Annotated in this window: 20 protein-coding genes and 1 pseudogene; 5 read left to right on the forward strand and 16 right to left on the reverse strand. The window is 71.4% G+C overall.

Annotation, left to right across the window (positions count from 1 at the left end):
• Window positions 1-167: 167 nt before the first annotated feature.
• From ABZ564_RS17880 to ABZ564_RS17895, 4 genes are read right to left on the reverse strand one after another with little or no spacing between them, the layout of a single operon-like run.
• Window positions 168-1,865 (reverse strand): ABC transporter family substrate-binding protein, encoded by a 1,698-nt coding sequence (locus ABZ564_RS17880; protein ID WP_360856814.1) that lies wholly within the window; start codon window positions 1,863-1,865, stop codon window positions 168-170.
• Between the two features lie 24 nt (window positions 1,866-1,889).
• Window positions 1,890-4,016: an ABC transporter ATP-binding protein gene (locus tag ABZ564_RS17885; RefSeq protein WP_360856816.1), complete on the reverse strand. Its 2,127-nt coding sequence runs from the start codon at window positions 4,014-4,016 to the stop codon at window positions 1,890-1,892.
• On the reverse strand, window positions 4,013-4,957 hold the full coding sequence (locus tag ABZ564_RS17890) for an ABC transporter permease (RefSeq protein WP_360856989.1): 945 nt from the start codon (window positions 4,955-4,957) through the stop codon (window positions 4,013-4,015). Before ABZ564_RS17890 ends, ABZ564_RS17885 begins: the two co-directional genes overlap by 4 nt.
• 13 nt (window positions 4,958-4,970) lie before the next feature.
• The gene (locus tag ABZ564_RS17895) at window positions 4,971-5,954 is read right to left on the reverse strand and encodes an ABC transporter permease (protein WP_360856819.1); all 984 of its coding nucleotides are present in this window, start codon (window positions 5,952-5,954) and stop codon (window positions 4,971-4,973) included.
• 515 nt (window positions 5,955-6,469) lie between these two features.
• On the opposite strand from ABZ564_RS17895, the pseudogene ABZ564_RS17900 reads away from it, so the two are divergent.
• Window positions 6,470-6,634: pseudogene (locus ABZ564_RS17900) on the forward strand (TROVE domain-containing protein); the annotation flags it as partial.
• A 144-nt stretch (window positions 6,635-6,778) separates the two neighbouring features.
• On the opposite strand, the gene ABZ564_RS17905 reads toward ABZ564_RS17900, so the two are convergent.
• From ABZ564_RS17905 to ABZ564_RS17930, 6 genes are all read right to left on the reverse strand, one after another.
• On the reverse strand, window positions 6,779-7,144 hold the full coding sequence (locus tag ABZ564_RS17905; RefSeq protein ID WP_360856822.1) for a cytosine permease: 366 nt from the start codon (window positions 7,142-7,144) through the stop codon (window positions 6,779-6,781).
• A gap of 241 nt (window positions 7,145-7,385) precedes the next feature.
• A complete protein-coding gene (locus ABZ564_RS17910; RefSeq protein ID WP_360856825.1) occupies window positions 7,386-7,880 on the reverse strand; it encodes an FBP domain-containing protein in 495 nt (164 codons plus the stop codon).
• Window positions 7,881-7,930: 50 nt separating this feature from the next.
• Window positions 7,931-8,437: an NUDIX domain-containing protein gene (locus ABZ564_RS17915; RefSeq protein ID WP_360856828.1), complete on the reverse strand. Its 507-nt coding sequence runs from the start codon at window positions 8,435-8,437 to the stop codon at window positions 7,931-7,933.
• A 105-nt stretch (window positions 8,438-8,542) separates the two neighbouring features.
• Window positions 8,543-9,442: a hypothetical protein gene (locus tag ABZ564_RS17920; protein WP_360856831.1), complete on the reverse strand. Its 900-nt coding sequence runs from the start codon at window positions 9,440-9,442 to the stop codon at window positions 8,543-8,545.
• The gene (locus ABZ564_RS17925; protein WP_360856833.1) at window positions 9,439-10,446 is read right to left on the reverse strand and encodes an SPFH domain-containing protein; all 1,008 of its coding nucleotides are present in this window, start codon (window positions 10,444-10,446) and stop codon (window positions 9,439-9,441) included. The genes ABZ564_RS17920 and ABZ564_RS17925 overlap by 4 nt, the downstream gene beginning before the upstream one ends.
• A gap of 202 nt (window positions 10,447-10,648) precedes the next feature.
• Window positions 10,649-11,278: a TetR/AcrR family transcriptional regulator gene (locus tag ABZ564_RS17930; RefSeq protein WP_360856836.1), complete on the reverse strand. Its 630-nt coding sequence runs from the start codon at window positions 11,276-11,278 to the stop codon at window positions 10,649-10,651.
• A gap of 153 nt (window positions 11,279-11,431) precedes the next feature.
• On the opposite strand from ABZ564_RS17930, the gene ABZ564_RS17935 reads away from it, so the two are divergent.
• A complete protein-coding gene (locus ABZ564_RS17935; protein ID WP_360856839.1) occupies window positions 11,432-11,854 on the forward strand; it encodes a hypothetical protein in 423 nt (140 codons plus the stop codon).
• Window positions 11,851-12,786: a hypothetical protein gene (locus tag ABZ564_RS17940; RefSeq protein ID WP_360856992.1), complete on the forward strand. Its 936-nt coding sequence runs from the start codon at window positions 11,851-11,853 to the stop codon at window positions 12,784-12,786. The genes ABZ564_RS17935 and ABZ564_RS17940 overlap by 4 nt, the downstream gene beginning before the upstream one ends.
• Before the next feature lie 10 nt (window positions 12,787-12,796).
• Here ABZ564_RS17940 and ABZ564_RS17945 read toward each other — a convergent pair whose 3' ends face one another.
• On the reverse strand, window positions 12,797-13,327 hold the full coding sequence (locus ABZ564_RS17945; protein WP_360856842.1) for a PadR family transcriptional regulator: 531 nt from the start codon (window positions 13,325-13,327) through the stop codon (window positions 12,797-12,799).
• Window positions 13,328-13,382: 55 nt separating this feature from the next.
• Window positions 13,383-15,398, reverse strand: coding sequence for an NADPH-dependent 2,4-dienoyl-CoA reductase (locus tag ABZ564_RS17950; protein ID WP_360856845.1), 2,016 nt, complete (start codon window positions 15,396-15,398; stop codon window positions 13,383-13,385).
• Between the two features lie 233 nt (window positions 15,399-15,631).
• Between ABZ564_RS17950 and ABZ564_RS17955 the strand changes: the two genes are divergently transcribed.
• Window positions 15,632-16,156 (forward strand): DoxX family membrane protein, encoded by a 525-nt coding sequence (locus ABZ564_RS17955; protein WP_360856847.1) that lies wholly within the window; start codon window positions 15,632-15,634, stop codon window positions 16,154-16,156.
• 52 nt (window positions 16,157-16,208) lie between these two features.
• On the opposite strand, the gene ABZ564_RS17960 is transcribed toward ABZ564_RS17955, so the two are convergent.
• Together ABZ564_RS17960 and ABZ564_RS17965 are read right to left on the reverse strand one after the other, a co-directional pair.
• Window positions 16,209-17,858 (reverse strand): FAD-dependent oxidoreductase, encoded by a 1,650-nt coding sequence (locus ABZ564_RS17960; protein WP_360856850.1) that lies wholly within the window; start codon window positions 17,856-17,858, stop codon window positions 16,209-16,211.
• Between the two features lie 25 nt (window positions 17,859-17,883).
• Complete coding sequence (locus ABZ564_RS17965) at window positions 17,884-18,798, reverse strand: diiron oxygenase (protein ID WP_360856852.1); 915 nt, start codon at window positions 18,796-18,798, stop codon at window positions 17,884-17,886.
• Between the two features lie 366 nt (window positions 18,799-19,164).
• Here ABZ564_RS17965 and ABZ564_RS17970 point away from each other — a divergent pair, with 366 nt between their 5' ends.
• On the forward strand, window positions 19,165-19,590 hold the full coding sequence (locus ABZ564_RS17970) for a DUF3592 domain-containing protein (protein ID WP_360856854.1): 426 nt from the start codon (window positions 19,165-19,167) through the stop codon (window positions 19,588-19,590).
• A gap of 97 nt (window positions 19,591-19,687) precedes the next feature.
• Here ABZ564_RS17970 and ABZ564_RS17975 read toward each other — a convergent pair whose 3' ends face one another.
• Window positions 19,688-20,611, reverse strand: coding sequence for a recombinase family protein (locus tag ABZ564_RS17975; RefSeq protein ID WP_360856856.1), 924 nt, complete (start codon window positions 20,609-20,611; stop codon window positions 19,688-19,690).
• A gap of 243 nt (window positions 20,612-20,854) precedes the next feature.
• Entirely contained in the window at window positions 20,855-21,973 is a 1,119-nt protein-coding gene (locus tag ABZ564_RS17980; protein WP_360856859.1) for an NAD(P)/FAD-dependent oxidoreductase, read from the reverse strand.
• Window positions 21,974-22,026 lie beyond the last annotated feature (53 nt).

A 22,026-nucleotide genomic window follows, 5' to 3' on the forward strand; every position in this document is an offset into this window, starting at 1 on the left:
TTTCTGTCGTGGTGTGACCGCCTGCGCGCATCCGTGCGTCCGTGCTCGACTGCGTCAGCCTACGACACCGCCCGGCAGGCCGAGTGGCTTGCCGGGCGGTGTCGGGTGTACGGCGATGCGGCCGGGCCCCGGGGTTTTGCGTCAGTGCCGCGGAACCCCGGAAGCGATTACTTCTGCCAGCCGAGCAGCTCGGGGGCGCCCATGGTGCCGTAGTGGCCGTAGAACTGGGCCGAGCCGTAGTTGGCGAGGCCCTTCTTGACGGACCAGATGGTGGAGCCGTTGTGGAGCGGCATGATGCCGTAGGTCTCCATGGCCTTCAGCTCGACCTCGTTGCCGGCCTTGACCTGCTCCTCCAGCGTCGGCAGGTTGCTGACGGCCTTGGTCTCCTCGTCCATGCTCTTCGGCACCGAGCGGGACACGTTCAGCGTGGAGTCGGAGCAGTACATCTGGCAGATGTAGAGCAGCCCGTTCGGGTCGCTGGAGATGAAGCCCATGCCGAAGATGTCGAAGGCGCGCTTGGTGAACACCTTGTTGAAGTCGGCGGAGGGGTGCGCCTCGATGTTCACCTTGACGCCGATGCTCTTCATCATCTGGGCGATGGCGGTGGCACGGGCCTTGACGGTGGAGCTGTCACCGATGGTCGGGAAGCTCAGCTCAAGCTTCTTGCCGTCCTTGGCGCGCACCCCGTCCGAACCGGCCTTCCAGCCCGCGGCGTCCAGGTCCTTCTTCGACTGCTCGGGGTTGAACTTCACGAGCTTGCCGAAGTTGTCCTGGTACCCCTTCTGGAAGGGGTAGAGGTTGAAGGAGCCGGGCAGCGGCTCGGTGTAACCGAGGCCCTGGAACGTGATCTTCGCCAGCTGGGAGCGGTCGATCCCCTCCATCACGGCCTTGCGCACCGCCACGTCCTTGAACTGCGGGGAGGTGCTGTTGAAGACGAGGAGGTTGTTGGAGGTGGTCGTGCCGCGGCGAATCTCGGTGCCCTTCACCCCCTTCACCTGGTTGAGCTCCTCGGCGTTGGTCGCCTGGACCGCGTCGATCTGGCCGTTCTTGAAGGCGTTGATGCTGGCGCTCGCCTCCATCTGAACGTAGGTGAACTCGTCCAGATGCGGCTTCTCGCCCCACCAGTTGGGGTTGGGCTTGTAGGTGACGGTGCCGCCCTTGGCGTCGAACTTGGAGATGGTGTACGGACCGGCACCCCACTCCGCGTGCGGCTTGCTCACGTAGGCCTTGTTGAAGTCGTCGGCCTTGGCGATGTGCGGGTTGATGATCCCGGAGAAGAGGGACTTCCAGTAGACGAACGTGCCCTTGAAGGTGACGATCGCCTGCTTGGCGTCCGTGCCCTTCTTGACCGACGTGATGCTGGAGTACCCGTCGGTCGAGCCGACGTTGTACTCCTTGTTCTTGCCGTTGAGCGCGCCCCAGGTGTCCCGGAACGCCGTCCAGTCGATGTCCTGGCCGTCGTTCCACTTGGCCTTCGGGTTGATGGTGTACGTCACCTGGGTGTTGCCACCCACCGTCTCCTGCTTGACGTCGGTGAGGTAGTCCTTGTTGTAGGTGATGTTGCCCTTGGGGTCATTGAAGGACAGGACCGGCTGGTAGAACCAGGCGATCTTCCCCGAGTAGAGCGACGCGTCGCCGTTGAAGTTGTTGAGCTGGTCGGGGATCTCGACGATGGGGAGCGTCAGCTTGCCCCCCTGCTTCAGGTTGCTCGCAGGCTGGGGGTTGTACGCGGTCAGGACGTCCTTCTCCGAGGTGGCGCCCTTGGACTTCGGCTCCTTGGAGTCGTTGGAGTCGCTGCTGCACCCGGTGAGGACGAGGGAGGAGGCGGCGGCGAGCGCCGCCAGGCTCAGGGAGATCTTTCTCATGAGGCCGTGGCCTTTCTGGCTCGGTTAGTTGTCGACAGACGTGGTCGTGCCCGCGAAGTGGCATGCGTCGCGGTGATCCGGGTCGCCCCTGTCGGTGAGCAGGGGAGTGACCCCGCGGCACCGCTCCTTCTGGGGCTCCGAGAGCGTGGTGTGGAGCGGGCACCTGGAGACGAACCGGCAGCCCGGCCGCTCGTCGGTGGGACTGGGAAGGTCGCCCTCCAGGAGGACGCGTTCCCTGGTGCGCTCGGCCACCGGATCGGGCAGCGGGATCGCGGAGAGGAGCGCCTTGGTGTAGGGGTGCCTGGGGTTGTCGAAGACGGAGTCGGTGGCCCCGATTTCGACGATCCGGCCCAGGTACATCACCGCCACACGGTCGGAGATGTGGCACACCACCGACAGGTCGTGGGCGACGAAGAGGTAGGACAGGCCCAGCTCGGCCTTCAGGTCGTTGAGCAGGTTGATGACGCCGGCCTGCACCGAGACGTCGAGCGCCGAGACCGGCTCGTCGAGCACCAGCAGCTGGGGCTTGGTGGAGAGCGCCCGGGCGATGCCGATGCGCTGGCGCTGCCCGCCGGAGAAGGCCGAGGGGAAGCGGTCGCGGTGCTCGGGGTCGAGCCCCACCAGCTCCATGAGGTCCGTGACCTTGGTGCTGAGCACCTTCTTGTCGCGTTCGCCGACCGCGCGGAGAGGCTCCGCGAGGATGTCGAAGACCGTCATGCGGGGGTCCAGCGCGCCCATGGGGTCCTGGAACACCATCTGGATGTTGCGGCGGACGGCGCTGATGTCCTGCTTCCGCTTCAGGTCGGCCGTGTCCCGGCCGCAGACGGCGATGCTGCCCTGCTCCGGCGGCTTCAGCCCCATGATCTCCAGCAGGGTGGTGGTCTTCCCGCACCCCGACTCGCCGACCAGCCCGAGCGTCTCGCCCTCGCGGATGTCCAGGTCGATGCCGTTGACGGCGAAGACCGTGCCCACCTTGCGCTTGAGCAGCCCGCCCTTGGTCATCGGGAAGGTCTTGGTGACCCCGGAGAGCTCCAGGACCTTCGGCCGGTCCTCGCGGGGGATGTCCGCGACGCGGTCCTCCCGCTCGGCCGGGACGGGGAAGATCGGCTCGCCGCCGATGGCGCCGTCCTCGATCTCCGCGGCACGCCGGCAGGCGGCGGAGTGCCGCGCACCGGTGCCGCTCCCGCCGATCGTCAGCAGCGACGGCTCGGCCTCCCGGCAGGCGTCCTCGGCCGCGGGGCAGCGCGCCGCGAAGGGACAGGCGTCGGGCAGGTCCACCAGGAGCGGCGGAGTACCCGGAACCGGGGTCAGGGCCTCCCGGTCGCGGTCGTCCAGGCGGGGGATCGCGCCCATCAGACCGATGGTGTACGGCATCCGGGGCTGGGCGAAGAGCTCGTCCACCCCGGCGTGCTCGACCGGGCGTCCGGCGTACATCACCATGACGTCGTCGGCGGAGCCGGCCACCACCCCGAGGTCGTGGGTGATCATGATGACCGCGGCGCCGGTCTCGCGCTGGGCCGTCTTGAGGACGTCGAGGATCTGCGCCTGGACGGTGACGTCCAGGGCGGTCGTCGGCTCGTCCGCGATGATCAGGTCGGGGTTGTTCGCGATGGCCATGGCGATCACGGCCCGCTGCCGCATGCCGCCCGAGAACTCGTGCGGGAAGCCCTTGGCACGGCGGTCCGGGTTGGGGATGCCGACCAGGTCCAGCAGTTCGACGGCCCGCTTCCAGGCGGCCGCGGACGAGATGTCCTGGTGGATCTGGAGGGTCTCGACGATCTGGGCCCCGATGCTGAAGATCGGGGTGAGCGACGAGAGCGGGTCCTGGAAGATCATGCCGATCTGCTGGCCGCGGACCTTGGACATCCGGCGGTCGTCCAGGTCGAGGAGGTTCTTCCCGTCGAGCAGGATCTCGCCGGTGACCGAGGCGTACTCGGGGAGCAGCCCCATGATGGCCATCGATGTGACGGACTTGCCCGAACCCGACTCGCCCACGATGCCGAGGGTCTTGCCGCGGTGCAGGTCGAAGGAGACACCGCGAACGGCGTCCACCCGGCCGGCCTCCGAGGGGAAGGCCACCTTCAGGTCACGTACGGACAGCAGGGCCCGCTGCGTGCCGGGCTCGGTAGTGACAGCGCGCTGCTCGATCATGCGCGGCCTCCAGACTGCGATGTGGGGTCCAGGGCGTCGCGCAGACCGTCACCGACGAGGGCCATGGCCACGGTGAGCAGGACCACCAGGGCCGCCGGCAGGTAGAACAGCCACGGAGCGGTGGACAGGGTGCTCTGACCTTCGGCAAGCATGGAACCGAGGGACACATCGGGCTGCTTGACGCCGAACCCGATGAAGGAGAGTGCCGTTTCGGACTGCACGGTCGAGGCGACACCGAGGGTGAACGTCACGATCAGCAGGGACCCGATGTTGGGTACGAGGTGGCGGATGATGGTACGGAGCGGGCTGACGCCCATGAAGCGGGCCGCCATCACGTACTCGCGCTCCCGGAGGGACGTGGCCAGGGACCAGATCACCCGGGCGGTCAGCATCCAGCCGAACAGCGTGAGGACCACGACCAGGATCTGCCAGTCACCGCGGTAGTGCGTACCGACCAGGGCGATGATGAGGAACGAGGGCAGGATGAGCAGGAAGTGCACGAAGCCGAGCATCGCCCGCTCGATCTTGCCGCCGAAGTAGGCGGCGGTGGTGCCGAACAGACCGGCGATGGCGGTGGTCAGGAGCGACACCGTCACGGCGATGATCAGCGACCTGCCGAGGCCGTGCACGAGCTGGGCGTAGACATCGTTGCCAGCGCTGTTGGTGCCCATGAGGTGGCCGCCGACGCCGGGGGCGACGGAGAGTGCGGCGAAGTCCGCCTCCTCGTAGTTCCAGTCGGTCAGGTACCGGCCGAACACCGAGAAGAGCGTGAGCAGGACGAACAGGATCAGACCGCCGAGCGCTGGCTTGTTGCGCGCGAAGCGCCGCAGGTAGAGCTTCGACGGGGAGAGGCGCGTGCCGCCGGTTCCGGTCTTGCCGGGTTCCAGCGCTTCTGCGGCCTCGGGACGCGCCTCTTCGGGGGCGGTCCCGGCACCGGGCATGTTGATGGCCACGTCAGCTCACCCTGATCCTGGGGTCGAGGGCCACGACGACGAGGTCGGCCAGGATCGCGCCGATGGCCGTCATGAGGGCACCGAAGGCTGCGACGGCGACGGCGCCGTGCACGTCGTTCGTGCTGATGGTCTTGGTGAAGTACTCACCCATGCCGTGCCAGGCGAAGACCGTTTCCGTGATGACCGCGCCGGTGAAAAGCGCAGGCATCGCGAAGGCGACCTGGGTGGCGACCGGAATGATCGAAGTCCGCAGCCCGTGCCGGTAGATGGCCTGCTTCCGCGTCAGCCCCTTGGACCGTGCGGTGCGCACGTAGTCGGAGTTGATGTTGTCCAGCAGAAGCGAGCGCTGCAACAGGTGGTATCCGGCATAGGAAATGAGCGTCAGTGAAATCGTGGGAAGAATCGCGTGCAATGCCCTCGATCCCAGGACCGGCCAGAACCCGGCGACTTCGGGGCTCTGCGCTCCGGCGACGGGCAGCAGCGTGCTGCCGAGGGACTGGTTGAGCCAGATGGCCACGAGCACCACGCCGAGCGAGGCCACGGCGGAGGGCGTGTTGAAGGAGATCACGGAGATGCCCTGCCACACCCGGTCGCCGGCCTTGTACTGGCGCGAGGCGGTGTAGACGCCCAGCCCGATGCCGATGATGATGGACAGGATCGTCGAGGCGATGACCAGTTGGCCGCTGACGAAGATCCGGTAGGAGACCTGTTCGTTGACGCTGCCCCCGGTCGGCGACTGACCCCAGTCGAAATGGGTCACGATTCCGGAAATCCAGTCCCACCACCGATCCAGGATCGGTTTGTCTGGATTGAGATTGAATTGCGCCAGTGATCGGTTGATCTGGGCTGGAGTTCGAGGCGGTCGCAACGCGGTGTAGTTCGACGCAGGCTTAAGGAATGCATTAGCGAGGAAATACGTAAGGTTGGTTGCGACAGCGATCATCAAAAACCAGCCGACTGCTTTGCGGGCGATATAACGCAGCACTGTGAGCCGGCCTTTCTTGTTAATCAGGGCCCGCAGATCCGGTGAGTGACTGGACGCTTGGCCGCGTTGACCGGGCACCGGGGTTGCGAGCGCTCGGACAGGACGTGCGGACTCTCGAGGTCAGAAAATGATTGGTGCGAAGACGTTCCGATGCAGGAGTCTGTGGTGTGCTGACGGCGCTGCGCGGGTAGGAGCAGCGGGGGTGAGCAGTGCGCCGGGCATGGAGCGACAACCTTGCGTCGGAATGAGTCAATTCGTGGCGGCTGCCCGATTCGACAGTGCCGGTGCTGACGATTCCAACTGCCTGTGATCACGTCAAGGCTGGTCAGGTCGCGATACGGTTAAGTCGAAGCCGCATAACGGTCATTCGGTGCGTAAATTCTCAACATCGTGGTGGACGCGCGAAGAGTGACGGCGCGTCAATCCGTCAAAAGGTGCATAAGCCACCTTCCTTGTCCATGCCCTCTTTCGGTCATGTTGGTCACGCCGGCGGACGAGCGGCGGGTGCTGGTCGCGTGCCCGCCCTGCCCGGCCGGGCGTCGGCCCTGGTCGGCCGGTCCGGCCCGATGTTCCGGGTCACCGTCTCCGAGTGGTCCACCCTCAACCGGGCCGACGCGGCCGCCGTGTTCGGCGTCGCGCTCGCCCTGCGCGCCGAGCGGGCGGACCTGGTGGAGTCCGGCCGGCCCGCGGGGCCGAGTCCGGTCGGCGGGGCCGGCGCATCCGCAGCGGGGCGTAGGCGGCGAGGGCCGCGAGGAACGCCGCCCCGTACGCCGGATCGGCCCTGTGCGGCGCCTCGGTCACCGGGCCCACGTACAGGCCGGTGCTCATGAACGGCACCGCCGCCGCGAAGGCTGCGGCGAGCGTCGGCCACCACCGGCGCGGACAGCCCTTAGGTGGCGAGATCGACGGGGGCACGGCGCCGGGCACGCCGCACCCGGCCCGAACGCCGGTCGCGCGAGCGGCAGTTGCCCGGAGCCGGTCCGGCTGCCCCAGGTGCCCGGATACGCGGTGGGCGCGGCTCCGACGAGGGTGCCGAGCGCGACCGCGGCGAGGGCCGTCGCGAAGTCCGGGCCCAGCGCGATGCCGACGGTGCCGGTGAGGACGCCGGTCATGGTGAGGTCGGGGGTGAACCGGGCGGTGAACAGCCGGCCGGGACCGCCGTAGCGACGGCCCTCGGGGGCCGGGGTCATCCTGGGAGCCGCGATGGGCGGATCGCCCGGTGCGGTGGGCGCGCGCCCCCGAATGCGGCGCGCTCGTCCTGGTCGTACGGCGACGAGATGGAGGCGTACCTCCGGCCGGTGCCGACCGGTTCGGGTTCGGCGGGTGTGAGCTCGGCCCCTGCGCGGGGGCACCCCGTGTCCGGTGGGGCGGGTCAGGACAGCCGGAGGGGTGCGTGGGCGGTCGCGGGGCGCGGCTCCCGCCCCGCCCCGCTCAGCCGAAGAGCTTGGCCACGAAGGCGTGGAGGTTGTCGACCGTCCGGGCGATCTGCTCCTCCGTTGTCAGGCTCTCCTTGAAGCGGGCCCCGGAGGCCACGGCCTTCTTCCCGCGCACATACAGCGAGCAGGCCAGGTCGGTGCACATGTACAGGCCGACCGAATTGCCCTCGCGCCCGGCGGGACCGGTCTTGCGGGCGGTCATCAGCGAGACCCCGCCGCCCGGGTGCGTGGTCAGGCAGAGCGAGCACATGCTCCGGTGCAGGAAGCCGCGCTGCTGCGACGGGAAGCGCAGCGAGATCCCGGCCGGCTCACCCCCGTGCTCGGTGACGATGTAACTGCGCCCCGGCGCGGAGAGGTCGCGCCACCCCAGGAAGTCGAGGTCGTCCCACGGCAGCTCCTCGAAATCACGGGGCAGCGGCAGACGCTTGGCTTCCCCCTTGGAGCAATTCACGAACGATGAGCGGATGTCCTGCTCGGTCAGGGCCTTCATGCCCACGAAGCTAACGCTGCCTATGGACCCTAGGCAAACGATTAATTCGGTTAGGTGATCGCCTGAGGGTCTTCGGGTGCGAGGGAGAGCCGGTGCGCGGGCGGATGCGGGATGCCGAGATCCGGGCGCCAGGTCGCGAGGATCTGCGCCGAGGGGTCGAAGAGCGGCGACGGCAGCGCGTCGAGCGGGGTCCACTCCCAGGTGCTGATCAGGTGCGGCTCGGTCACCCGCGCCGAGCCGGCGTCCACGCGCACCAGCGCGGCCATCGTCACGCGGTTGATCCCGCCGACGGCGTCGTGCAGCATCGCGAAGACCGTCACCTCCTCCTCGGGGACCGCCAGCCCGGTTTCCTCGCGGAGTTCGCGTACGGCCGCCGCCGCGACGGATTCGGGCACCGGGTCGACCTTCCCGCCGGGCAGCTCCCAGGTGCCGCTGTGGTGCCGGCCGAGCAGTACGCGGCCCTGTGCGTCCTGCACGATCACCCCGACACCCAGCGCAGCCTGGGCCTGGGGCGGGCGGGTGTTGCGGGAGGGGACGAGGGGGCTGCCGGTGGTCATGCCGTTCCTCCGAGGGGCCGGTCCGTTTCGGGCGTCGAGCCTAAGGGCTGTCCCGCCAGGGATGACGGGACAGCCCTTACGGGGGTGTCGTGCCCGGCCCCGCGCTCACACCGCGAGCCGGAGCGAGGTCTCCGACACGCCGAGCCGTACGCTCTGCCCCCACGTCAGCTCCAGCGCGTCCGCCTCCATGCCGTCGCCGAACACCACCACCCGGTCCGACTCCACCGTCAGCCGCAGTCGCTGCCCGGCCCCCAGCTCGCCCGAGACGAACGACGTGCCGGTCGACGGCGAGGGCCACGCCTCCCGGACGAACCAGAGCAGCCGGGGATCGGCGGGCGCGGGCAGCGGAAGGGCGCTGCCGCGCTCCTGCCACAGCGAGCGCAGCCAGCCGGTGGCCCCGGTGCCGGTGCCGACCAGGACACCGGAGGACGCCTGCGGTTCGGCGGGGGAGTCCGCCGCGTCGTGGCCGAGCCGGTAGCGGGCCGTCTGGTGGCCGGGCGGGCCGAGGTAGATCTCGTTGAGGGCGAGCAGCCGCTGCGTGTCGTCGGCCACCGCCTCCACCATCGTCAGCGCGTCGGCCCTCCCCCCCGGCGTCACGGCCACCCGCATGAGCGCCCCCGCGGCGGCCGGCCGATGGCGCACCAGTACACCGGGGTTGCGGCCCGGATCGGTGTCGATGCCGATGACCGGCTGGCCGGAGAGGTACTTCGCGGCATTGGCGACCAGGCCGTCCTGCCCGACGACCACCACCACGTCCTCGGGCGCGAACAGGAACCGGTCCAGGTCCGCCCGCTCCACCCGGCAGTGCCGCCACTGGAGCGGGACGGCCGCCGCCACATCGGCCAGCGCCTGCCGGGTCCGTTCGTGCCTGCGGGCCACCTCGTCGATGGACCGGCCGCGCCCGGCCAGGACGAACGCGGCCTGGCCGTGCGTGCCGTGCCGGGCGAGCAGCTCCTCGTACTCGGTGGTGCGGTGGACCAGCACCGCCCGCGGGGCCAGGCTCACGCCCCGGCCTCCGGCCGGCCGAGCTTGCCGAGCAGGCCGGTGAGGACGTCGGGCGACAGGGTGAGGCTGTCGATGTGCGGCAGGTTCTCGGCGAGCCGGGTGGCCGCCAGTGCGTGCAGGGTCGCGGTCTCCACCTCTCCGTGCGCCCGCAGCCAGGCCGCCTGGGCCTCCGCGCGTGCCGCACCCACCGCGCGGGCCGCCTCGGCCTCGGCACCGGCCAGCCGCACCGTGCGGGCGGCCTCCGCCTCGGCGCGCACACCGTCGGCCGCGGCGCTCTCCTCGGCCTCGCGGCGGGCGTTGGTGCCGCGCTGCTCGACGAGCTGTTCCTCGCGCCGGGCGAGCTCGATCCGGCTGGCGAGCTCGTTCTCGGCGATGGTCCGCTCGCGCTCGACGGCCACGGCCCGCCGTTCGTACGTCGCCCGGTCGGCCTCCTGCTGGATCTGCTCGCGGGCGGGGGTGCGCAGGGCGCGCTCCACCTCGGCCTCGGGGCGGATGGCGACGACGCGGACGGTCACCACGTCGATGCCGGTGGCGGGCAGCCTGGGCTCGGCGGCGAGACCGGCCGCCACCCGCTCGCGGACGGCGGCGACCCCGTCCACCAGGGCGCCGGCCAGCGGGGTGCGGGCCAGCACGTCCAGGGCGTGCTGCTGGGCGGTCTCGGTGAGGAGGGTGGCGATCTGTTCGAGGGGCGCGCCGCGCCAGGCGCCGGTGTCCGGGTCGACGGAGAAGTCGAGGCGGGCGGCGGCCTCGGCCGGATCGCTGATGCGGTAGGTGACGGTGGCCTGCACCGCGACGTCCTGGAAGTCGGAGGTGCGCGCGTGGAACGCCATGGCCAGCTCGCGGTCGTTGACCGGCACCTCGGAGAGGGCGGCGCTCAGCGACCGGTACCAGAAGCTCAGCCCCGCCCCGTCGTGGGTGAGCCGGCCGCGCTTGTGGTGGCGGATGTGCGCGGTGGGCGCGGAGCGGAGATGACGCCAGCCGAAGCGGCGGGTGATGTCGGCCACGGGGACCCCCTCAATCTTTCTCGTCGTGACGACGATAAGGGGTTCGACTGCTTATCGTCAAGAGGACGAGAATGGGGGTGGGTACGCGAACGGCCGGTGACCTCGGGGAGGTCACCGGCCGTTCGGATCGTGCGCCGCCCCCGTCCCCACGGTGCGGCGCGGGCGGGCCGCCGCCATCCGCTCGGACGACGGCCCACGTCTGTCAGGCCCCGGACGCCGGGGCGTCCAGGCCGAGTGCGGGAAGGACGGCTCCCGCCACGAAGCGGACGAGGTAGGTCTCGTCCGCCTGGGCGCCGGCGAGCATCGGGCGGGCCCGCATCACGCCGAACAGCTGCGCGGAGACGAACTCCGCCGCCGGGTTGTCCGGCGCCACCTCGCCGCGCTCCACGCCGCGTCGTACGAGCGCGTCGATCGCCGCCAGTTCCGGCAGGATCAGCGACTCGCGCAGGGCGCACAGCAGCTCCGGGCTCTGCAGTGCCGCGTGGCTCAGCGCCAGCATCAGTGGCGTGTCGCGGCCCGCGCCCTCGCCGATGGCCCGCGCCGCCTCCAGCAGGTCACCCGCCAGTGAACCGGTGTCGATCTTCCGCAGGGCGCGGCGCCGGGTGCTGTGCAGGGCGGCCACCACCAGCTCGGGCTTCGACCCCCACTGGCGGTAGAGCGTGGACTTGCCGCAGCGGGACCGGGCGGCGACCCCCTCCATGGTCAGCGACTCGTAGCCGCTCTCCCTCAGCATGTCGAGCACGGCGGTGTAGAGCTCCTGGGCCCGCTCCGGCGTGATCTTCGAGCGGCGCTGCACGGGGGCCTGCTCCCGCTCGGTCTGCTGCGGCGACATGTGCCTTCCCTCTCTGCGACTCTGCGACGAGGTCCATCGATACGCCAGTGTACCGATACGCGAGTGTTCCGATACGTCTGCGTATCGGTACACTGGCGTATCGATAAGGGCGGGGAACCGCCAACGGCCGATTCGTCAGCAAAGGGGCACCGGGTGAAGCACGCCGGTAACCAGCCCATTGACCCGGAGCCCCCGGACCCCACCGCCCGACCGCCCCTGGTCCGCGAGCTTCTCCGCGTCGTCGGGCTCTTCCTGATCCACAAGCCCGGCCGCCGGGCCGCCGACGGTCACGTGCACGAGGCGTTCCGCGACGGCGACCGCGAACGCGCCGCGCGCCTGCCGGGCAAGGGCGTCGCGCGGCTGCTGCTGCCCCCGGCCCTCACCCCGTTCGCCGTCCTCGGCACCGCCGGCCACCACCGGCTCGGCTCGATCGCGGCGGCCACCCTGCTCCCGGCGGCCCCCGCCGCGCTGCCGCTCCGACGCGCGGAACCGGTCCGCCCGTCGCTGCCGCGGCCGTCCGTCATGCCCCCGCGTGGGCACGCCACTCCGTACGCAGCCTCCGGGGCATGCAGGTGAACGCCACCCTGGCCGCCGTCGCGCTGTCCCTCGTCTCCGCCGCCGCCTACGCCACCGCCGCGGTGGCCCAGGCCCGGCTCGCCGCCCGCACCGCACCGGGCACCGGCACGCTCCGGCTGCTCGGGCGCGGCGCCTGGTGGTGCGCGGTCGGCCTGAACGCGGGCGGCGCCCTGCTGCACGTGGCCGCCCTGAAGTACGGGCCGCTCACCCTGGTCCAGCCGCTCGGCGCGCTGACCCTGGTGGCGGCCGTACCGCTGGGCGCCCGGGCCGCGGGCCGCCGGGTCACCGTCACCGAGTGGCACGGCACCCTGCTCACACTGCTCGGCCTCGGCGCCCTGCTGCTGACGGCGGGCGGAGCCGCCCCGCACGAGACGCTGAACCTGACCGAGGCGCTGGCCGTGGGCGGCGGCACCCTGGTGCTCGTCGCCGGCCTCAGCCGCCCCGGCGCCCGCCCCGGGCTCCGGCACGCGGCGGCATCCGGCATCACCTCCGGCGTCGCCTCCGCGCTCACCCAGACCCTGACCGTCGCGGCGACCGACCACACGGGACCGCTGCTCAGCGCGCGCCTGGTGGTCGTCGCCGTGCTCGTGGCCGCCTTCGCGACGGGCGGACTGCTGCTCTCCCAGACCGCCTACCGGAGCGGCCTCGGGGCACCGCTCGCCGTGGTCACCCTCGCCAACCCGCTCGCCGCCGCGGCCATCGGCCTGGCCCTGCTGGGGGAGCGGTTCCAGGGCGGCCCGGCCGGGCTGGTGCCGGCGCTGCTCGGCACGGTGGCGGCCGTCCGCGGGGTGATCCTGCTCAGCCGCGCCCAGGCGCAGACCGCGCCCCCGGGCGCCGAGGCCCCGCCGGCCGCCCCCTCGCGCGTGGTCATCAGCAGCCCCCGCCCGGTGCGCCCGGAGCAGCGGCACGGGGTCGGGGCCGGGCAGCCCTGAGACGTACGCCCTACGCCGGGTAGTCCGCGAGCGCGCGGGTCAGCCAGCCGATCCAGAAGTTCTCCAGATCGATGCCGCCGCGCAGAACCAGATGCCGCAGCCGGTCCTCCGGCGCGTCCCGCTCCGGCGGGAAGTCCCGGATCTCGATCGCCCGGTACTCCGCCAGCTGCCGCCGGTGCAGTTCCAGATGGCGGCGCAGCTCCGCGTCGAGGCCGGGCGCCCCGACCACCGCCGCCGCCCGCATCCGCAGCAGCAGCGGATCGCGCACCTGCTTCGGGTCCTCCTGCCGGGCCACCCAGGCGGAGAGCGCCTCGCGTCCCGCCGGCAGCACCTCGTACTCCTTCTTCTGTCCCCGGGCCGGCTGCGCGGGCTCCAGCGCCCTGATCTGCCCGGCCTGCTCCAGCTTGCCCAGCTCGCGGTAGATCTGCTGGTGCGTGGCCGACCAGAAGTAGCCGATCGACCGGTCGAACCTGCGGGTCAGCTCAAGGCCCGACGAGGGTTTCTCCAGCAGGGCGGTGAGGATCGCGTGCGGCAGTGACATGGGGTGCATCCTAGGGAGGGCCGGGCGGCCCGACAGCCGCCCGGCCGCCCCGGGGTCAGAGCGAGCCGGCGAGTTCCGTGCCCTGCCGGATCGCGCGCTTCGCGTCCAGTTCGGCGGCGACGTCGGCGCCGCCGATCAGGTGCGCGCCGCGGCCCGCGGCGCGCAGTTCCTCGTACAGGTCCCGACGCGGCTCCTGGCCGGCGCACAGCACGATGGTGTCGACCGCCAGGAGGCGGCGCTCGCCGTCGACCGTGATGTGCAGGCCCTCGTCGTCGATCCGGTCGTACGTGACCCCCGCGGTCATCGTGACCCCCCGGTGGCGCAGTTCGGTGCGGTGGATCCAGCCGGTCGTCCTGCCGAGGCCCGCGCCCACCTTGCTCGCCTTGCGCTGGAGCAGATGGACGGTACGCGTCGTCTTCGGGCGCTCCGGGGCGGCGAGGCCGCCGCGCTCGCGGTATTCGGTGTCGACGCCCCACTGCCGGAAGAACACCTCCGGGTCCAGGCTCGCCGCCTCGCCGCCGTCCGTCAGGAACTCCGCCACGTCGAAGCCGATGCCGCCCGCCCCGACGAGCGCGACCCGGTCGCCCACCGGCGCCCCGTGGCGCAGCACGTCGAGGTAGCTGACCACGCTCGGGTGATCGATGCCGGGGATCGCGGGCGTGCGGGGTGTGACCCCGGTGGCCAGCACGACCTCCTCGTAGCCGTCGAGGTCCCCGGCGCCGGCCGGAGCGCCCAGTCGCAGGGTGACCTTCTCCTCCGCGAGCCGGGTGCGGAAGTAGCGCAGCGTCTCGTTGAACTCCTCCTTGCCGGGCACCCGCCGGGCCACGTTGAGCTGCCCGCCGATCTCGTCGGCCGCGTCGAAGAGCGTCACCTCGTGGCCGCGCTCGGCGGCCGTGACCGCGCAGGCCAGCCCTGCGGGCCCGGCACCGACGACGGCGACGCGCTTGCGGGTGCGGGTCGGCGACAGGACGAGTTCCGTCTCGTGGCAGGCGCGCGGATTGACCAGGCAGGAGGTGACCTTGCCGCTGAAGACGTGGTCCAGGCACGCCTGGTTGCAGCCGATGCAGGTGTTGATCGCGTCCGCCCGGTCCTCGGCCGCCTTGGCGACGAAGTCCGGATCGGCCAGGAACGGACGGGCCATCGACACCATGTCCGCACGCCCCGACACGAGCACCTGCTCGGCCACCTCGGGGGTGTTGATGCGGTTGCTCGTCACCAGCGGTACGGAGACGGCCCCGCGCACCTTCTCGGTGACCCAGGTGAAGGCGCCCCGGGGCACCGAGGTCGCGATGGTGGGGATGCGGGCCTCGTGCCAGCCGATGCCCGTGTTGATGATGGTCGCGCCGGCCGCCTCGATCTCCCGGGCGAGCCGCACCACCTCCTCCAGGGACGAGCCGCCGGGCACCAGGTCCAGCATGGAGAGCCGGTAGATGATGATGAAGTCGCTGCCGACCCGCTCGCGGACCCGGCGCACGATCTCGACGGGGAAGCGGATGCGGTTCTCGTACGAGCCGCCCCAGCGGTCCTCGCGGTGATTGGTCGCCGAGGCGATGAACTCGTTGATCAGGTAGCCCTCGGAGCCCATGATCTCGACCCCGTCGTAACCCGCGCTCCGGGCCAGCGCCGCAGCGGTGACGAAGTCCTCGATCGTCGCCTCGACCTCGTCGTCGGTGAGGGCGTGCGGGGTGAACGCGCTGATCGGTGCCTGGATCGCGCTCGGCGCCACCAGACCCGGATGATGGGCGTACCGGCCGAAGTGCAGGATCTGCAGGGCGATCCGCCCGCCCGCCGCGTGCACCGCCGAGGTCACCCGGACGTGTTCCGCCGCCTCCGCCTCGGTGGTCATCTTCGCCCCGCCGGGGAACGAACAGCCCCGCTCGTTGGGCGCGATGCCGCCGGTGACCATGAGGCCGACGCCGCCGCGGGCGCGCTCGGCGTAGAAGGCCGCCATGCGCTCGAAGCCGTTCTCGACCTCCTCCAGGCCGACATGCATCGACCCCATCAGCACCCTGTTCGGCAGGGTGGTGAAACCGAGGTCGAGCGGGCTCAGAAGGTGCGGATACGGGCTCATGCGGCGGCTCCTCGCTGTGGCGTCGCCCCAGTTCTAGACCACCACCCCGCCATTGTGCAACAAGTTGCACAATGGCGTTCGTCGCACTGTGTCACGGCTCACGCCCCGGGCCCGGCCACCCGGACGGCGTAACAACACGATCCGCCCGGGGCGCGGGGCACGGAGAGTGGTGACGTACGGAATCGAGGGGCCCGCGTCGTCCGGGCGGGGCCCCGGAACCCACCGGAGACCCCATGGGCTGCGTCAACCGTCACGACCTCGGTCTGCTCGTCCTGCGCGTCGGCACCGGCGCGGTGCTGGCCGCGCACGGCGCCCAGAAGCTCGGCGGCTGGTTCGGAGGCGGAGGAATCGAGGGCACCACCGCGGCCATGGAGGCGATGGGCTTCCACCCGCCGAAGCACAGCGCGATCGCCGCCGGGCTCGGCGAGGCGGGCGGCGGCGCGCTGCTCGCCCTGGGCCTGGCCACGCCCCTCGCCGGCGCGGCCGCCGCCGGCGCGATGGCGGGAGCGGTGGCCGTCCACGCGCCCGCGGGCTTCTTCGCGCAGGGCGGTGGCTACGAGTACCCGGCGTTCCTCGGCTTCACCGCCGCCGCGATCGGCCTGACCGGCCCCGGCCGCTACTCGGTCGACCACGCGACCGGCCACACGTTCAACCAGCCCTGGATGGTCGCGCTGGCGTTCGCCGGCAGCGCGGTGGCGGCCGCCGCGGTGGTCGGCAAGCGGTCCCGGGCGCGGATGCCGGAGCCGGAGGAGTTCTGAGCGGCACCCTTCGGACCCGGCGAGGGCCTTCAGGCGTCACGGACCACGCGGATCAGCCGGACCGTCCCCGGCGGCGCCCCCTCGCCGCCGCGACCAGCTCCGGCACCGTGCCGAACTTCACCCTCGGGCGCCCGCCGTCCCGCCCGCGCGCCCGCTCGGCCCGGTCGATGGCGGCCAGGCCCCGGGCGTCCACCACATGCCGGCTGCGGCTTCGGATCAGGCGGCCGAACGCCTTGGCCGGCTGGGCGGGGGAGGGGAGCGCGCCGGCGACCGCGTCCGCGAGCAGCGTGCCGACGGTCTCGGCGGCGCAGGTGCGGTTGGCGCCGATGCCCCCCGAGGGCCCGCGCTTGATCCAGCCGACGACATACGCGCCGCGCAGGCCGGCCACCCGGCCGCCCTCGTGCGGCACGGTGCCGCTCGCCTCGTCGAAAGGCAGACCGGGAACCGCCAGGCCCCGGTAGCCGATGGCCCGCAGGAACAACCGCGCCGGGACCTCCGCCCCGCCCCCGTCCGCCGTGACCCGCACGCCCTCCACGTCGTCCCGGCCGCTGATCTCCACGGGCGCCGAGTGGAAGCGGAGCACGATCCGCCGCCCGCCCTCCGCCGGCCGCGTCCAGTCCACGCGCTCCCGGCGCACGCCCCGCAGCACGGCGGCCGGGCTGCCCGGCGCGGCGCCCTCGATCGCGGGGCCGATGCGCGGATCGTGGTCGTCCACCACCAGCTCCGCACCCGGCAGATGCTTCAGCGCGCGCAGCTCGGACGAGGTGCAGGCGGCGTCCTCGGGGCCGCGCCGGCCGAGCAGGACGACCTCGCGCACCGCCGAGCCGCGCAGGGCCGCGAGCGCGTGGTCGGCGATGTCGGTGCCCGCGAGCCCGGCCGGGTCCGTGACGAGGATGCGCGCCACGTCGAGCGCCACGTTGCCGTTCCCGGCGACGACCACGCGCTCGGCCCGGGACAGGTCCACGGCCTCCGGCACCACCTCGGGGTGCGCGTTGTACCAGGAGACGAACGAGGTCGCCGCGATGCTGGACGGCAGGTCCTCGCCCGGGATGCCGAGCCGGCGGTCGGCACGGGCCCCGACCGCGTAGATCACCGCGTCGTGGTGCGCGGCCAGCTCCTCGGCGGATATGTGCGTGCCGACCTCCACCCCGAGGTGCATCCGGACCCGGGGATGGGAGTGGAACCGTGCGAAGGTCTCGCCCACCCCCTTCGTCCCGGGGTGGTCCGGTGCCACGCCGTACCGGACGAGGCCGCCCGCCACCGGCAGCCGGTCGATCAGGGTCACCTCGGCGTTGGTGTGCAGCAGCAGGTCCTCCGCGGCGTACATTCCGGCGGGGCCGGTCCCGACGACCGCCACCCGGATCGGCGCGAAGTCCGACGGCAGGCTCCGTGTGAAGGAAGGGGCGCCCCAGGCATGGAAGTTGGGCCGGGTGGCGGATTCCGGATCCCGGTCCGCGTAATAGGCCGCGTTGACGGCGGCGTACTCCTTGCGCGCCCCGAAGAGGCTGTCCACCGGGAAGACCGCGTCCACCGGGCAGGCGTCGGCGCAGGCCCCGCAGTCGATGCAGGTCTCCGGGTCGACGTACAGCATCTCCGTACTGCCGAAGTCCCTTTCCTCCGGCGTCGGGTGGATGCAGTTGACGGGGCACACGGCGACACAGGTGGCGTCGCTGCAACAGGTCTGGGTGATGGCGTAGGTCATGGTCGGCTCGGGCTCTCGGCTCGGGTCAGATCAGGTCGGCGCGCTTGTAGAAGAACAGGGCCGGCTTCGTCAGCAGACGGGCCGAGGCCAGGAACTCCATCAGCCCCGAACAGCTCGACCGCATCAGGGACTTGTGGTGCTCGTTGGTCTTCGCCTCGGCACGCGCCCGCGCGGCGTCCAGACCGGCGTTCGCGTAGACGTCCCGGTTCACCATGCTGGTGACGATGTAGTACGAGGCGATGGCGACGACGAGCGCGTTGAGGTGGCGGCGCACCGGGCCCGCCTCGCGCAGACGCTTGCGGGTCTCGTCGCGGGCGAACTTCATGTGGCGCGACTCCTCCACCACATGGATGTTGTTGATCGTGCGGACGAACGGCGCGACGCGCTCGTCGCGCATCCAGTCGCGCTGCATCACGTCGAGCACCTCCTCCGCCACGAGGATCGCCGCGTACGCGGCCTCGCCGAAGGCAAGTGTCTTGAAGGCCCGGCCCAGTTCGAGCACCGGGCGGCGCGGCCGGTACGCCGGGGCGCCGAGCTTCGCCGCGCCCCGGGCGAACATGATCGAGTGCCGGCACTCGTCGGCGATCTCGGTCAGGGCCCACTGGAAGCGCGGGTCGGTCGGGTCCTTGGCGTACATGTCGCGCAGCACCATCTGCTGGAGGATCATCTCGAACCAGATGCCGGTACTGGCGACGGACGCGGCCTCCTGGCGCGTCAGCGCCTTGCGCTGATCCTCCGTCAACTCACCCCAGTACGGGGTGGCGTAGAGCGTGCTCCACTCGGGGCTCGCCCCGTGGTGGTCCGTGTCCAGGGGGGTGTCCCAGTCCACCTCGGTGGCCGGGTCGTACGAGAGCTTCGCGGACGAATCGAGCAGGCGCCGGGCGACGTCCTGCTCGGCGGCCCGGTCCTGGTCCTCCGGCCGGACGGTGCTGCTTGTCATGCTGCGGCTCCTTGACTCGAGAGATCGACCCCGGCGCCGTCCGGCCCTCATCGTGTGTCGGCCCGATGAGATCGCCGGCCGTCGAGCGCCACCCTCGCTTGTTAGACGCAGTGTCTAGCAAGCTGTTAGACGGAAGGTATAGCAAGAGTCGCGCGCGAACTACCCTCGCGTAGGAAATCCGCACGTTCTCTCCACGGTGCGGTTGTGCGCGTGGGGTGGGTGTGTTCCGGCGGGCGGAAGTGCGGAAGTCCGGCGGCCTTGCCGCCGGGGCCGGTGCGGGGGACCATGGCGATCCGCCGCGGCCCCCGGCGCCCGGCCACCGCCCGATGGCGCCGCCCCGGGGGTTCGCCGACCAGGGGGAGCGTCATGGTCATCGCCGCCGTCTACTTCGTCATCGCCGCGGCCGGGTCCGTGACCTTCGCGCGGATGCTCGACCGACAGCTGGAGGGGCCCCGGCTGCGGGCGGCGTGGGCCGGGCGCACCGCCGAGGCGCGATGCACGGGTGTGCGCACGGAGGAGGCGCGGGACGCCGAGGGTGCCCCGATGAGCCTCGCGCACGTCACCCTGGAGTTCCGTACGGACACCGGCCGGACCGTCGCCTTCGAGGAGTTCCGACGCCGACTAGACGTCACCGAGGGTGATTTCGTGACCGTGTACTACGCCGCCGACGCGCCCGAGGCGGCGACCGCCCGCACGCCCGCCTTCGGGCCCCGGCGCGCCAGAGAGCTGGTGACCGGGGTGGGCTGCGCCTTCGCCCTGGTGACGGCGGGCATCCTCGCCGCGGTGCTCTGAGCCGACGGCGACCGGGTCCCCGAGGGGCCATCCATGCGTCCCACCGTCGCCGCGGTGGGCGTCATCGGCCCTGTACTCGTGAAGCTGCCGTTACCCGTCATGTAGCGGAGCGTGACTGACTTCCGAGGTTCGTAGCGGGGGCATGCAGGTTGACCCGGTTCTCGTACTCGCGACGGGCCTTGCGGTGGGCCGGGACCGCCGCGGTGCCGTCGAGGGCTTGGCAGAGGTCGAGGAGTCGGCGGTGGATCGCGGGCACGGCGGTGACGCGCAGGGTGTAGCCCTGTCCGCGCCGGACGGTCACGCCCTGGTCGAGTGTGGTGCGTTCGGCGGGCTCCAGGTCGGTGGCCTGGAGGAAGTCGGCGACCTTGCCCGGCATGTCGAGGATGACCGGCAGTTCAGGGGTTGAGGTGTCCGGGTCGACGGCCGTGTACTCGGGCAGGAGGTCGGCGACGGCGGTGCGGATGGCGCCGCGGCTGACGTCGTGGTCGCGGGCGAGGGCCGCGATGGACCGGCCTTCCAGGTACGCGGCGCGTACGACCTGGGTTTTCCCGTCCGGGATGGCCGGGCGGCGTCCGCCCTTGTTGCCTTTGGCCTCGGCGGCTCGCAGTCCGTCGTAGGTCAGCTCGTGCTGGAGTTCGCCGGCGGCAGCGAGGGTCTGCACCATGAACTTCACGGTGGAAAGCAGCTCGCCGGTAAGTGGGTGGCGGGCGGTGAGGTCCATCGCGGAGAACGCGCTGTCGTGGATACGCAGGGCGAGACGGTCGCGGTGGAGGACGTCGAGGATGTGCCCGGTGCCGCGCACGAGCCGGAACATCTCGGAGATGTGCACGGAGTCGCCCGGCCGCGCGTAGGTCAGCAGTTCGGTGAACTTCGGGCGCTGAAGCGGGTGGAGGCGGCTGGAGGTCCCGGCCTGCTCATCGAAGACGACCGGGTCCTCGATCCCGGCCTTTGCCAGAACGAGGTTCTGGCGGTCGGTCGACTGCTGGTCGGTCGACACCCGTTTGTAGACCAGGTTGGCCATGCCGCTCCCCGTGTCGGTGCCGGCATTCGACCCTGGCTGTCAGCAAACCCTGTCAGCAGCCGTCATCGGATCTGATTGGATCTGTGCCGCTGCCGACCCCCGGAAAGCCGGGGTTCATTGGACGCCCGCGGTGCCTGTCGTCATTCGTTCGTTTGACGACGCGGAGGAGGGCCAGGACGTCCCGGAGCGCGGCGGTGCCGTACTTTCCCGCGAAGCCGTGGCTGGTGCTCTGGCGCTTGGCAGTCAGGATGGCTGAAGTTGGTCGAAGAGGGCGAGGGCTTCGGCAGGGTCCGGGCTCACGAGGCGTTCCAGACCGGCCGTCGTGATCTTTGCCCATCTGCCGGCCCGTACCCACATCTGTTCCTCGAAGGCGTGGACGGCCTCGTCCAGATCTGCAGGGCCGGTGGCGATGGACTCGGCGAGTTCGGCGCCTTCCAGCATCGCAAGGTTCGCGCCCGCCCCCAGTGGGGGCATCAGGTGGGCGGCGTCGCCCAGTAGCGTCACCCCGGGGACGTGGGTCCAGGTGTGGGACACGGGCAGGACGTAGAGGGGGCGGTGGACGAAAGCGGTGCCGTGGCGGAGGAGGTCGAGGACGGGAGCGGCCCAGCCGTCGAACAGAGCCAGCAGGCTCGATCGCACGGCCTCGACGTCGGCCAGGTCCAGGTTCGTGTGCCAGTCCAGCGGTGCGCGGAACTGGGCGTATACCTTGACGTGGCCGCCGCTGTTGCGCTGGGCGACGAGAGCTCGGTTCACGCCGTACACGGCCACGGAACCGTCGCCGATCAGCCGGGCGAGGTCAGGCTGGCGGGTGTCGACGTCGTCGAGGAAGGTCTCGACATAGGTGACGCCGGTGTAGTGCGGTGTCGCCGACGAGACCGCCGGGCGGACCCGGGACCAGGCGCCGTCCGCGCCGACCACGAGGTCGAACGTCTCCTGCCGCCCGTCCGCGAAATGGACCAGTACGCCATCCCGGGTCCCTGGCGCCACCTGCGTCACGCCCCGGCCCCACTGGACGTCGAGGGGGCCGAGCAGCAGGTCACGGAGTTGCCTGCGGTCGATCTCGGGATTGGCCCGGTCGTCCGGACGGGGTCGCCAGTCGCGCAGGACGGTCCCGTCCGTGTCCAGGATGCGCATGGCCTGCCCCTCGGGACGGGACAGCGCCTGGAACTCCGCCAGCAGCCCCGCCTTGTCCAGCGCGAGCTGGCCCAGCCCTTCGTGCAGGTCCAGGGTGCCGCCCGGGGGGCGGGCGTCGGGGGCGGGATCGCGTTCGAGGACGGTGACGGGGTGGCCATGGCGGTGCAGGACGCGGGCGAAGGTAAGGCCGGCGGGGCCGCTCCCGATCACAGCGATACGATGTCTCATATCGATACACTGTATTTGCTCATTACGATGCATCGCAACAGTTCGGAGTGACC

Origin of the sequence: Streptomyces sp. NPDC019224, assembly GCF_040632605.1 — a bacterium.
In the GTDB taxonomy this organism is placed as follows: Bacteria; Actinomycetota; Actinomycetes; order Streptomycetales; family Streptomycetaceae; genus Streptomyces.